At 63.8% G+C, this 12258-nt stretch carries 11 protein-coding genes and 1 tRNA gene; 2 read left to right on the plus strand and 10 right to left on the minus strand.

Annotated features, from left to right (window positions below; all coding sequences use genetic code 11):
* Window positions 1-200: 200 nt before the first annotated feature.
* A tRNA-Lys gene (locus JXQ94_RS07865) sits at window positions 201-276 on the minus strand.
* A gap of 153 nt (window positions 277-429) precedes the next feature.
* Here JXQ94_RS07865 and JXQ94_RS07870 point away from each other — a divergent pair.
* Complete coding sequence (locus tag JXQ94_RS07870; protein ID WP_421923223.1) at window positions 430-1014, plus strand: hypothetical protein; 585 nt, start codon at window positions 430-432, stop codon at window positions 1012-1014.
* Here JXQ94_RS07870 and JXQ94_RS07875 read toward each other — a convergent pair.
* Genes JXQ94_RS07875 through queA form a run of 3 tightly spaced genes read right to left on the minus strand, consistent with a single transcriptional unit; the run spans window position 1011 to window position 3738 of the window.
* A complete protein-coding gene (locus JXQ94_RS07875) occupies window positions 1011-1535 on the minus strand; it encodes a GNAT family N-acetyltransferase (RefSeq protein WP_421923224.1) in 525 nt (174 codons plus the stop codon). The genes JXQ94_RS07870 and JXQ94_RS07875 overlap by 4 nt on opposite strands.
* A 2-nt stretch (window positions 1536-1537) precedes the next feature.
* Window positions 1538-2680, minus strand: coding sequence for a tRNA guanosine(34) transglycosylase Tgt (tgt, locus tag JXQ94_RS07880; protein WP_421923225.1), 1143 nt, complete (start codon window positions 2678-2680; stop codon window positions 1538-1540).
* Window positions 2677-3738, minus strand: coding sequence for a tRNA preQ1(34) S-adenosylmethionine ribosyltransferase-isomerase QueA (gene queA, locus JXQ94_RS07885; protein WP_421923226.1), 1062 nt, complete (start codon window positions 3736-3738; stop codon window positions 2677-2679). Before queA ends, tgt begins: the two co-directional genes overlap by 4 nt.
* 93 nt (window positions 3739-3831) lie before the next feature.
* On the opposite strand from queA, the gene JXQ94_RS07890 reads away from it, so the two are divergent.
* Complete coding sequence (locus JXQ94_RS07890; RefSeq protein ID WP_421923227.1) at window positions 3832-4833, plus strand: endonuclease/exonuclease/phosphatase family protein; 1002 nt, start codon at window positions 3832-3834, stop codon at window positions 4831-4833.
* Here the strand turns inward: JXQ94_RS07890 and JXQ94_RS07895 are convergent.
* The 6 genes from JXQ94_RS07895 to JXQ94_RS07920 all read right to left on the minus strand — a co-directional run bounded on the left by JXQ94_RS07895 (window position 4830) and on the right by JXQ94_RS07920 (window position 12252).
* Window positions 4830-5435, minus strand: a complete 606-nt coding sequence (locus JXQ94_RS07895) for a carboxymuconolactone decarboxylase family protein (protein ID WP_421923228.1) — start codon at window positions 5433-5435, stop codon at window positions 4830-4832. The two genes, JXQ94_RS07890 and JXQ94_RS07895, sit on opposite strands and share 4 nt — an antisense overlap.
* Before the next feature lie 4 nt (window positions 5436-5439).
* Entirely contained in the window at window positions 5440-5892 is a 453-nt protein-coding gene (locus JXQ94_RS07900) for a peptidylprolyl isomerase (protein WP_301065711.1), read from the minus strand.
* An 8-nt stretch (window positions 5893-5900) separates the two neighbouring features.
* Window positions 5901-6854, minus strand: a complete 954-nt coding sequence (locus tag JXQ94_RS07905; protein WP_421923229.1) for a peptidylprolyl isomerase — start codon at window positions 6852-6854, stop codon at window positions 5901-5903.
* Window positions 6855-6856: 2 nt separating this feature from the next.
* Window positions 6857-7345, minus strand: coding sequence for a pantetheine-phosphate adenylyltransferase (gene coaD, locus JXQ94_RS07910; protein WP_421923230.1), 489 nt, complete (start codon window positions 7343-7345; stop codon window positions 6857-6859).
* A gap of 118 nt (window positions 7346-7463) precedes the next feature.
* Window positions 7464-10220, minus strand: a complete 2757-nt coding sequence (gene gyrA, locus JXQ94_RS07915; RefSeq protein ID WP_421923731.1) for a DNA gyrase subunit A — start codon at window positions 10218-10220, stop codon at window positions 7464-7466.
* Window positions 10221-10524: 304 nt separating this feature from the next.
* Entirely contained in the window at window positions 10525-12252 is a 1728-nt protein-coding gene (locus JXQ94_RS07920) for an ATP-binding protein (RefSeq protein WP_421923231.1), read from the minus strand.
* Window positions 12253-12258 lie beyond the last annotated feature (6 nt).

Raw genomic sequence — 12258 nt, forward strand, 5'->3', positions numbered from 1 at the left:
TGCGGAGCCGGAAGTGTGTGCCGAGGTCAGAGAGACGCGTGCCCACGCACACTCCGCCCTAAATCCCTTGCCGAAAGAAAGCCGCATCCGCTGGCTGACATGGGATTTATGGGACGGGCCGCGCTTTGCGCGCGCAAAACAAGAGGGTCCCCGCACGCGGCGGCGGTCCATTTCAAGGGATGTTGCGGAAGGTCCTGAAATGGTGAGCCGACAGGGATTCGAACCCTGGACCTACTGATTAAAAGTCAGTTGCTCTACCAGCTGAGCTATCGGCTCCCCGAACGAGGAGCGCGGAACCTATACGCGCGATTTGGGGGGGTCAATCGGGGTAAGGCTGCGGATTTCAGCATTTTTGATGAGATTTCGCCGCAATCGCCGATTAAAATGCAGCGCATGAGGCGAAGATTGAGTCTGTTGGCATGCTTGCTCGTGGCGTTAGGCGCGACCGCATGCTCGTCCACACGCCAGACCGCCGGCGATGCCGGCAGCTTTGCGCGCGAGGAAACAGCCGAGGCACTGGAAGACGCTGTCGGCCTGCCCCGCGAGCGGCCGGGCCGCGTCATGGTCGATGAGGGCGAGGAAACCGTCCCCACGCCCTATGGCGGTGAGGGCTCGCGCCGGCGCTGCTCGACCATCGCGCAGGACGTGGCCCGCCTGACGGTCGTTCTCGGCCCGGATGTCGAGGAAGAACGCCGCCTCGCCGAAGAAGACGAGCATGATCATGACACCTGGATGGGCCAGAGCGCCCATATCGCCGCCCAGGCGCCAGACGCCGCCGCCGATGGCGCGCGCGGCCTCTATCGCTCGACGATTGTCGGGCTGAACCCGGTGCGTCCGGTGGTTCGTTTCCTGGGTCGCGCGGGGCGGATCGAACGTGAGGCCCGCGAACAACGCGAGATGGCCCAGCGGCGACGGGCCTATCTGCGCGGACTGTATGACGGCTTTGGCTGCCCCCCGGCGCAGATGCGGCGAGCGTTCGAGGCCTATGGCCTCGTCGAGGAAGAACACCGCTAGACGGTTTTGTAGAAGAAGGTCGTCGAACAGGGACTGCCATCGGGAAACAGGGCATAGTCCGGCACCGCACCGACCTCGACCCAGCCGCGCTTGCGGTAGAGCGCCTCGGCGGGCGAGCCGGTCACGGTGTCGAGCACAAGCGTGCGCAGCCCGGTCTTGCGGGCATGAGTCTCAAGCGTCTCCATCAACGCATCCGCCACGCCGCGGCGGCGGGCATCAGGCGAGACCATCAACTTGGCGACATCGCCGCGATGGGGCTGGTTGTCCGGCAGGCCGGTGATCAGCTGGACCGTGCCGAGGAGTGCGCCGGTGGCGGTGTCGCGGGCCGACCAGATCACCCGGTCACCCCGTACAACCTGATCCCCGATGGCGGCCCAGAAGTGACCGGCGTCTTGGTCGCTAAAAGGCGACAGAAAGCCGATCGAGGCACCCGCTTCGACGCACCCCACCAACAAGCGGGGAAAATCGGACAACTCGCGCCTCAATTCGGCAGGATCGAGAAGGCGAACCGTCACCGACATGCCTAGCCCGCCCGCTCGGCCGCTTCCGCCTGGCCCTGCTCCCACTTCGCCCGGAAGTCCCGGCGGAAGGCCTCGAACTCCCCCGCCGCAATCGCCGTGCGCATCCGCGCCGTCAGGTGCTGGAAATAGGCGATATTGTGCCAGGAGAGCAGCATGGCGGAGAGATATTCTCCGGCGCGAAAGAGGTGGTGGAGATAGGCTTTCGAGTAATCCGTGCTGGCCGGGCAGTCGATCTCCGGGTTGAGCGGGGTCTCATCCTCGGCGAACTCGGCGCGCTTGATATTGATCGGTCCATGATCCGACCAGGCCTGACCATGACGACCGGACCGGGTCGGCAGGACGCAGTCGAACATGTCGACCCCGCGGGCGACGGCCTCGACGAGGTCGATCGGCTTGCCGACGCCCATCAGATAGCGCGGCCGCGCGGAGGGCAGGTGCGGCGTGGTGAAGTCGAGCACGTCGCACATCTTTTCGAACCCCTCACCGACCGCGAGTCCGCCGATGGCATAACCGTCATAACCGGTCTCGATCAGGCGCTCGGCGCTTTCCCGGCGCAGGTTTTCATACACCGAGCCCTGGACGATGCCGAACAGGGCCTGGGTGTCGCGCGTGCCGAACGCCGCCTTGGAGCGCTGCCCCCAGCGGATGGAGAGTTCCATGCTGGTCCGGGCTTCGGTTTCGGAACAGCCAAAGGGCGTGCACTCGTCCAGCTGCATCGAGATGTCGGCGCCCAAGAGATCGGCCTGGATCTCGATCGAGCGCTCCGGCGTGAGATTGTGCTCCGAACCGTCGATATGGGAGCGGAACTTCACCCCCTCCTCGGTCATCTTGCGCAGCTTGGACAGGGACCAGACCTGGAAGCCGCCACTGTCTGTCAGCATCGGGCCTTTCCAGGTCGAGAATGTGTGCAGGCCACCCAGACGCTTCACCCGCTCGGCACCGGGCCGCAGCATGAGGTGATAGGTATTGCCCAGGATGATATCGGCCCCGGTCTCGCGAACCTGGTCCATATAGAGCGCCTTCACCGTCGCCGCCGTCCCCACCGGCATGAAGGCCGGCGTGCGGATATCGCCGCGCGGCGTTTTCAGGACGCCAGTACGGGCGGCCCCGTCGGTGGCGTGTATCTCGTAGGGAAAGCTGGTCATGTGCGGCGCTCCAGCAGGCAGGCATCGCCATAGGAATAGAAACGATACTCCGCCTCGATGGCATGCGCATAGGCACGCTGCATGACATTCAGGCCGGACAACGCGCTGACCAGCATGAAAAGCGTTGATTTCGGCAGGTGGAAATTCGTCATCAACATGTCGGTGATGGCAAAGTCCGATCCCGGCGTGATGAAGATATCCGTGTCGCGACTGCCCGCCCGGATCACCCCCGGCCCGCTCGCCAGGCTCTCAATCGTCCGCAGGGCCGTGGTGCCCACAGGAATGACCCGGCGGCCTTCGGCCTTGGCGGCATTGATGGCCGCTGCCGCATCGACCGAGACCGTGCACCACTCCGAATGCATCTGGTGATCATCGGTGTCGTCGGACTTCACCGGCAGGAAAGTCCCCGCCCCGACATGCAGGGTCACGCGGGTCTGTTCGACACCCCGGGCCTCGAGCGCTGCCATCAGTTCCGGCGTGAAGTGCAGCCCTGCGGTGGGCGCTGCGACCGAGCCTTCATGGGTCGCAAACAGGGTCTGATAATCCGCCTCGTCCTGCTCATCGACCCCGCGCTTGCGCGCGATATAGGGCGGCAGCGGCATTTCACCCGCCACGGCGATGGCGGCATCGAGTGCCGGACCGGTCGCATTGAAGACCAGACGGACATCACCGCCCTCGGATTTGCCGGTCACTTCGGCTTCAAGCGTCTCGCCGAACGCAATCCTGTCGCCGGTGCGCAAGCGCTTGGCGGGGCGCACGAAAGCCCGCCAGGCCGAGGCGTCGATGCGCTTGTGCAGATTGACCTCGACCTCGACGGGTCCGCCACCACCCACCGCCCGGGCCGGACGCACGCCCTTGAGCGCTGCCGGGATGACGCGGGTGTCGTTGAACACCATGAGATCGCCGCGCTGGAGGAGGTCCGGCAGGTCACGCACACCGCGATCGGAGAAGACGCCATTGGGCGCAACATGAAGCATCCGCGCCGCGTCGCGCGGGCGGGCGGGCCGCAGGGCGATCCGCTCCTCGGGGAGGTGGAAGTCAAAGTCGGAAACACGCATGGCTGCGGGGTCTATATTCGGACACACGCCTTCGCAATCTTTGGCGTGTAGAAAGCCTGCTATTCCATCCGGCTCACACCCCGAGTTCACACCGTGCGTCACACAATCTCCGCTATCCTGGCCCTGTGCGCCGTCCTCGGCCTCGCCGCCTTCATCACCCTGGCGCCGGTCTGGCGGGGTTTTGATGCCTGGCGCCAGATCTGGCCGCTGGTCATGGTCTTCGCGGCTGGCGTGACACTCGCCTCCCTGCGCAATCGTCATCGCCTTGTCCCGGCCCTGCTCGCTCTCGGCTGTCTGGCGATCGCACTGCCCGCCGCGCCGGAATGGGTGCGGCGCATCTCGACCTCGACCCCGGCCGCCCCGGTGATGCTTGACGAGCGCTATGAACTCACAGTCATGACACAGAATCTCTGGGGGCTGAGCCGCAATCCGGTCGGTGTGCCTGAAATGGTCGCTGACATGGCGCCCGACATTCTCGCCCTGCAGGAGGCGACCCGGCATGCCAAGCCGGTGGTTGATACCCTCGAGGCGAGCTTTCCCCATATTGCCCGCTGCCGGTCGACACGAGTCCTGTCACACCTGCCCATCCTGGACAGTGGCTGTGTGCGTCACCCGCCGGAGATTTCCTTCGCGAATGCCGTGCCCTGTGACTGGGAGTTGCCGCCCGCGGTCTGGGCCCGGGTCGCACTGCCGGACGGGCGCGAGGCGGTCATCGTCTCCGTTCACCTCACCTGGCCCTTCCCCAGCGCTGCCCAGGACTGCCAGCGCCGCAATCTGGCCCGTGCCCTTGGCGGAGACCCGCAAGACGGCCTGATCGTGATGGGCGATTTCAACGCCGCCGCGCCGTCTAGGGCCCTGGCGCGGATCGAGCGTGATCTCGATCTGGAGCGGCGTTCGATAGCCCTGCCGACCTGGCCATCGGAGGGCCTGTTCAGCGCCGACCCGTCGGCCGGTTTCCTGATCCCGCCCATGCTGGTCGGGATTGATCACATCTTTGCCGGTGACGCCTGGGAAACGGTATGGATCGAGGCGGGCCCCAATACCGGCTCCGACCATCGGCCACTGGTCGCGCGCCTGCAGCTGACCAACGACTAGTCGTGAGACCAGTTATCCGGATCATCCGAGGTGTTCGGTGACAGGCCAAGTGCTTCGCCCGCCGGATTGACGCCCAGCCCCAGCACGGTGCGATTGGCATAGGCGAAATAGGCCGTGACCTGGTTGATCTCGAGAATTTCGCCATCCTCGAAACCGGCATCGCGCAGCGCGATGACGTGCTGCTCCGTCAACGTGTGCGGGGCGCGCGTGAGAATGTCCGCATAACGCAGTCCTGCCAGCTCGCGTCCCGAAAAGGCGCGCTCGGGAATACCGCTATCGATGGCATCGCGGATTTGCGCGGCGCGCTCGTCATCGGCCAGCAGGCGCTTGAGCCCGGCGAAATGATGCTCGACGCAATAGGCGCACTTGTTCAGCGACGAGACCCAGGTGCCGATGGCCTCCAGATAGGCCTTGTCGAGGCTGTTGCCATAGTGGTGCAACACCGCCTTGTAGAGGGCCATATGGCCTTCCAGCGTGTGCGGACGCAGGGAGTGCGAGGCGAGAATATTGTCAACCTGACCGGCCTTGCCGGCGACCCGGTCATAGATAGCCGAAAGGCGACCATCGGCCGCCTTTCGATCGAGTGTCCTTATCCAGCTCAAGGCCCTAGGCCTCGATGACCGAAGCCTTGATGATCTTGCCTGGATTGGCCGGCGGCTCGCCCTTGGGCAGCGCGTCGACATGTTCCATACCGGAGATCACTTCACCCCAGACCGTGTACTGGTTGTTGAGGTAGGGCACATCGTCCAGGCAGATGAAGAACTGGCTCGACGCACTGTCGGGATCGGCAGCGCGGGCCATCGACATCGTGCCGCGCACATGCGGCTCTGCCGAGAATTCGGCCGGGATATGCTGGCCGGAACCGCCCATGCCATTGCCGTTCGGGCAACCGCCCTGGGCCACGAAACCATCAATGACACGGTGGAAGTTCAGCCCGTCATAAAAGCCTTCCTTTGCCATCTCGGTAATCCGCGCCACGTGCTTGGGTGCGAGGTCGGGACGCAGCTTGATCGTGACGTCACCGCCTTCAAGCGTGAATACGAGTTGTTCTTCAGCCATGGGTCTTCCTATTCAACAATCCGGGTCGGCACGGTGATATCGCAAATGTCCGGCAGATTGCCAGACGGGTCGCGCAGCGTGTCGAGATAGGCGGCAAAGGCCGCGCTGTCGGTATCAGCCACCTCGATGGTCACCTGCGCTTCGGCCGGCAATTCATCACCGGTCCGCATGGAGCGGATATTGTCGGGACGGAAATCCGGGTCATCCATCGCCGAGCCGACGGCAATCGCATCTACCGCTTCCTGACCGACGCGCACGCGGCCCCAGGCTGTGTATTGCGCATTGAGATGCTCGGGATTGCCGCGCGTGATGTAGAATTGGCTGCGGGCCGAATTGGGGTCGCCGGTCCGAGCGGCAGCGGCAGCGCCGGTGCAATGCAGGAGCCAGGACTGCACCTGGCCGTCGCCGGTGATTGCGGCCAGCGCCGCAGTCTGGGTCCCGGCCGGGAAGCCATCCCAGAAACCGGCCTTGGCCATTTGCGGCAGGGAGCGTGGATTGATCATGCGATCCTGCAACTCTGTCACAACCGGCTCGCCGGAGCGGCGCACGGTGAATTCGGCCTGCAGACCGTCCACGTCCGCAGCATGGCCGGGATTGGAGCGGGCGCCCCCGCCCTGGGCCATGAAGCCGTCAATCACCCGATGCCAGACCAGGAAGTCATAGAATCGCTCCTGGGCGAGCGTGCGCATGCGCGCGACGTGATTGGGGGCAAATTCCGGCGCCATCTCGACAATGACCATGCCGTGATCGGTCTCGATATAGAGCAGGTCTTCCTGGTCAGCCGTGCGCCAGGCATCGGCGGGCAGATCCCATTGCGGCGCCGGCGCGGTGTCCTGGGCTGCCGCGGCGGCGACGGCAGGGGTGGCGCCGGCATCGGCTTCGGTCGTGTCGGCGGTGGTCTCGCGGGCGCAGGCGGCGGTGGTCAGCGCGAGGGCCAGGGAGGCGGAAAGGGTGAAACGCATGATCACGCAAGACGCTCCTTCAATCGGCGTTCAATACTGGGCGTCACAAAGGCGGAGACATCTCCGCCAAGACGGGCGATTTCCTTGACCAGGCGTGACGCAATCGCCTGGTGGCGTGGATCAGCCATCAGGAACAGCGTCTCAATATCATCATTGAGCTGCTGGTTCATGGCCACCATCTGGAACTCATACTCGAAATCGGACACGGCCCGAAGCCCGCGCACGATGGACTGGGCGCCGATCTCCTCGGCGAAATGCATCAGCAGTCCGTCAAAGGGCCGCACATCAATCTGGGCGCCGTCGGCAAATTGGGCGACCTCGGAGCGGACCATGTCGACGCGCTCTTCCAGGTTAAAAAGCGGATTCTTGCCTTCATTGATGGCAACGCCGATGACGAGGTGGTCAACGAGCTTCACAGCCCGTCCAATGATGTCGATATGACCATTGGTCAGCGGATCGAACGTGCCCGGATAGAGCGCGGTACGGGTCATGGCCATTCTCTCCCCGGGCTAGGCGCCCCTGCGACACCGGCCCGGTGTCGCAGTCCTGTCTGGCAGACCGGCGAGGCGAGATCAATCATCCCGCCTCGCCCAGTGTGCGACTCGCGCGCTACTCGCTGGCTTCGCTACCGCTCTCCGGAGCCGAATCCGGGGCCGGCAGGGCGTCCGGATCGATGTCCTCTTCACCGTCATCGCCCGCATCCTGGATGCGGACAACGGCCACAACATTCTCGCCCTCATTGAGGCGGATCAGGCGGACACCGCGCGAGGACCGGCTGGCAATCCGGACAGTGTCGACCGGGAAGCGGATCAGCTGGCCGCCATCCGTGACGGCCATGATCTGATCGGCATCCTCGACCGGGAAGCTGGCCGAGAGCGGAATATCCCGCTTGATATCCGTGGCCGCGACACCGTTATTGCCGCGCCCCATGACCCGGAAGTCATAGGCAGAGGAGCGCTTGCCCATGCCGTCGGAGGCAACGGTGAGGAGGAATTCCTCGGCGGCACCCAGCTCGGCCAGACGCTCGGTCGAGAGGGCCGCATCTTCGCCACCCTCATCATCACCGTCTGCGACCGCGACTTCGACCTCTTCATCATCCCCCAGGGCCCGACGCATCGCCGTGGCATGTTTCAGATAGGCGCGCGCCTCCGGAGAGGTGACATCAATATGATGCAGGATCGCCATCGAGATCAGCGTATCGCCCTCGGCCAGGCGGATACCCCGCACCCCGACCGAATTGCGGCCGGCAAAGACACGGACATCGGTCGCCGGGAAGCGGATGGCCCGGCCCTTGTGGGTGGTCAGGAAGACATCGTCCTGCTCGGTGCACAGCACCACATTGACGATCTGGTCGTCCTCTTCCTCCAGCTTCATCGCAATCTTGCCATTGCGATTGACCTGGACGAAGTCCGACAGCTTGTTGCGGCGGACCGTGCCCTTGTTGGTGGCGAACATGACATTCATGTCGGCCCATGTGCTCTCATCCTCGGGCAATGCCATGATCGAGGTGATGGTCTCGCCCTGCTCCAGCGGCAGAAGATTGACCAGGGCCTTGCCGCGCGTATTCGGCGCGCCCAAGGGCAGGCGCCAGGTCTTGGTCTTGTAGACCATGCCGCGATTGGAGAAGAAGAGCAGAGGCGCGTGGGTCGAGGCCACGAAGAGCGTGGCAATGAAATCCTCGTCCTTGGTCGCCATGCCCGAACGACCCTTGCCGCCGCGGCGCTGGGCGCGATAGTCCGACAGCGCCGTGCGCTTGGCATAGCCGCCATGGGTGACGGTCACCACCATCTCCTCGCGCGGGATCAGGTCCTCATCCTCGAAGTCGAGCTCGGCATCGACGAATTCGGAGCGCCGCGGTGTGGCGTAATTCTCGCGAACCTCGGTCAGCTCGTCCCGGATGATATCAAGCACGCGCTGGCGGGATCGCAGCAGGTCGAGGAGATCGGCGATCTGCTCGGCCAGCGTCGCCGCTTCATTGCCGAGCTCTTCGCGTCCCAGACCGGTCAGGCGGTTGAGGCGCAATTCCAGGATGGCCCGGGCCTGTTCCTCGGTGAGGCGCAGCGTCTTGTCCTCGCGCAGCATGGAGCGCGGATCGGCGACCAGTTCGACCAGCGGGGCGACATCAAGCGCCGGCCAGTCGCGCGCCATCAATTGCTCGCGGGCGGTCGCCGGGTTCGGCGCCTTGCGGATCAGGGCGATGACCTCGTCGATATTGGCGACAGCCAGTGCCAGACCAACAATCACATGCGCCCGGTCGCGCGCCTTGTTGAGCTCGAACTTGGCCCGTCGCGCCACGACCTCTTCGCGGAAGCGGAGGAACTCCTTCAGGATATCCAGCGCGCCCAGCAATTGCGGACGACCACCGACGAGCGACAGCATATTGGCGCCGAAACTCGACTGCATCGGCGACCAGCGGAAGAGCTGGTTGAGAATGACATCAGCGACGGCGTCGCGCTTCAATTCGATCACGACACGCATGCCATTGCGGTCACTTTCGTCGCGCAGATCAGCGATGCCCTCGATCTTCTTGTCGCGCACAAGGTCGGCGATCTTCTCGATCATCGAGGCCTTGTTCACCTGGTAGGGGATCTCGTGGACGATAATGGCCATGCGGTCCTTGCGCACTTCCTCGATCGAGGTGCGCGAGCGCATCACGACAGAGCCACGCCCGGTCAGGACCGCATTGCGGGCCCCTGTCCGCCCCAGGATGAGGCCACCCGTCGGGAAGTCGGGACCCGGGATATAGTCCAGGAGTTCGCTTTCGGTCAGCGACGGATTTTCCAGCAGCGCCAGCGTGCCATCGATCACCTCACCCAGATTGTGCGGCGGGACATTCGTCGCCATGCCGACCGCGATACCGCCGGCACCATTGACCAGCAGGTTCGGGTAGCGCGCCGGCAGCACGACCGGTTCCTTGCGCTCGGCCGAATAGTTCTCGACGAAATTGACCGTGTCCTTGTCGATATCGGCCAGCAGCGACTGGGCGACCTTCTGCATCCGCGCCTCGGTGTAACGATAGGCGGCGGGCGGATCACCATCGACCGAGCCGAAATTGCCCTGCCCGTCGATCAGCGGCACGCGCATCGACCAGGGCTGGGCCAGTCGCACCAGCGAGTCGTAGACTGCCTGATCACCATGCGGGTGATAGCGACCCATCACGTCACCGACGGCGGTCGCACACTTGCGATAGGATTTTTCGTGCGTCTGCCCGTTCTCGTGCATGGTGTAGAGGATGCGGCGGTGGACCGGCTTCAGCCCGTCCCGCGCATCGGGAATGGCCCGCGACACGATCACGCTCATCGCATAGTCGAGATAAGAGGACTTCATCTCGTCTTCGATGGCGATATTGCCAACCCCGTCCGGCAGGGCCGGCGGCTGACCGCCCGTATTGTCTGCCCCGTTTCCGGAACCGTCTTCGGCTGTCGTCGGCGTGTCGTCGTGATCGCTCAAGGCGGCCCTCTTTTCATTCTGTCGTGGCGCGGCGTGCCGGATGGCAGACCGGACGCGTCACGAAAATCGCCGCCGATCACCAAGCCTCGCGCGCGGGCGCGAATCGACAGTGTGAATCAGGCGGCTTTCCTGTCACCAAGTCTTAACAATCGTGGGGGTGGAGAGCAAACGCGGGGGGCGGTTGGGGGGCGGGATAATGATCCCGATTATCAAAGGCCGATCAAGCCGCGTCGAGATGCGCCTGCAACAATTCCAGCCGGACTGGCTTGCCAAGCACGCCATCAAAACCTGCCTCGCCATATTCACGCACCTGATGGGTCATCATGTTTGCGGTCTGCGCGACAATCTTGCTGGGCGGGCGAGCTTGAGCGCGTTCCAGCGCCCTGATCTGTTCAAGAACCTCATAGCCACTGAGCCCGGGCATCGAGATATCAAGGAAGATCGTCCCGAATTCCGCCTTTCGAACCGCGTCCATGGCCTCCTCGCCGGAGGCGGCAAATTCAGCAGAGAAGCCGAGTTTCGCCAACAGGCCACGCATGACCTCGCGATTGATGCTGACATCGTCCACGACCAGGATTTTGAGGTCCCGGGCGTCCGCGTTTGCCGGCCCGCTGGCCGCGGTCGCTTCGGACCCGCCCTGCACAGTCGCGCTGTCATGGACCGGCAGCTTCAAGCTTGCCGTGAAGCAGGATCCAACTCCGGGTTCGCTTTGCACGTCAATTCGCCCCCCCATAAGCGCAGCCAATTGCGACGCGATGCACAATCCCAGGCCACTGCCCCCATACTTTCTGGACGTGCTCTGATCAGCTTGGGTGAAACGCTCGAAAACCCGGCGGACTTCCGCTTCGCTCATCCCGATACCCGTATCGCGCGCAGTGAAGCGAATATCCGATGGCGTCTCGCCCGGCGAAACAACGAGATCCACGCGGCCTTCCGCCGTGAACTTGATCGCGTTGGAAAGAAGATTGTGAAGGATCTGCGTGATCCGGTTCTCGTCACCGACCCGCTTCCGGCCCAGGTCGAGATCCGGACTGATCTCGATGACAAACTCCACCGATTTCTCAGCGGCTGCGATAACATAGAGCTGGGCCACGCCATTGATCATCGCCGGCAAATCGAACGGCCGGGTCTCGACAGCCATCAGACCTTCCTCGATACGCGAGAGATCCAGAACATCATTGAGCGTGCTCAGCAGGACTTCACCCGATTTGGTGATGGCCTGGACCTGGTCGCGCTGGTCCGGTCGCAAGCTTCCATCATCCAGCACCCGCGCCATGCCCAGAACACCATTGAGTGGTGTGCGGATCTCATGACTGACCGTGGCGAGAAACTCGGACTTCACCCGGGTCGCTTCTTCCGCCTGCTCGGACTTGCGCTGAAGTTCGATCGCCGCCTGCACCATCTGCGTGCGAAAGACACGAGCGCCCGCAAACACGAACGACGCCGCCAAGACCTGGCCGGCAATTAGCGTGAAAATGCTCACATCGGGCAAATCACTCGCCCACTGAGCGCCTGTCATCAGGAAAGTGCCGAGATAGGCGGCACAGGCCATGAGAAGGGTGGCCAGTCCATCCCGCCACCCCAACGCCAGCGTCACCGTCAGTACGGCAGGGATAAACAGCAGATTGCTTGGGCTCACCATCTCCTGGGCGGTCAGCGAGAGCGCAAGGAGGAGGGATGCGACCAGGTGCGCGAAAATGCGCGTATTCCGCGCGAAATGCTGTGTTCCGACGATCATGAAGGGGCCGGCCAGGCACAAGAGTGCGATCAGACCGCCCAGCGTGACCGTCAGCGGATAGTCTTCAAGATAGGGAATATTGATCAGGGTTATGGCGAGCCCGGATACGCCCGCCAGCGTGAAAAACACTGACACGGCGCGCTCGCTCGCGAGCCGCAAGCGGCCATGTTCCGACTGATCCGGCCATATTTTCTGCTTCAGATCCAACATGATTCA

It is taken from the genome of Maricaulis maris (assembly GCF_049116555.1).
Classification (GTDB): Bacteria; Pseudomonadota; Alphaproteobacteria; order Caulobacterales; family Maricaulaceae; genus Maricaulis; species Maricaulis maris_C.

Bases quoted from the DNA above. Each gene is read 5' to 3' on its own strand.
- JXQ94_RS07875 (WP_421923224.1), bottom strand. From the start codon at position 1,535: ATGTCGGTGACGGTTCGCCTTCTCGATCCTGCCGAATTGAGGCGCGAG.
- tgt (WP_421923225.1), bottom strand. From the start codon at position 2,680: ATGACCAGCTTTCCCTACGAGATACACGCCACCGACGGGGCCGCCCGT.
- queA (WP_421923226.1), bottom strand. From the start codon at position 3,738: ATGCGTGTTTCCGACTTTGACTTCCACCTCCCCGAGGAGCGGATCGCC.
- JXQ94_RS07900 (WP_301065711.1), bottom strand. From the start codon at position 5,892: ATGGCTGAAGAACAACTCGTATTCACGCTTGAAGGCGGTGACGTCACG.
- JXQ94_RS07905 (WP_421923229.1), bottom strand. From the start codon at position 6,854: ATGCGTTTCACCCTTTCCGCCTCCCTGGCCCTCGCGCTGACCACCGCC.
- coaD (WP_421923230.1), bottom strand. From the start codon at position 7,345: ATGACCCGTACCGCGCTCTATCCGGGCACGTTCGATCCGCTGACCAAT.
- JXQ94_RS07920 (WP_421923231.1), bottom strand. From the start codon at position 12,252: ATGTTGGATCTGAAGCAGAAAATATGGCCGGATCAGTCGGAACATGGC.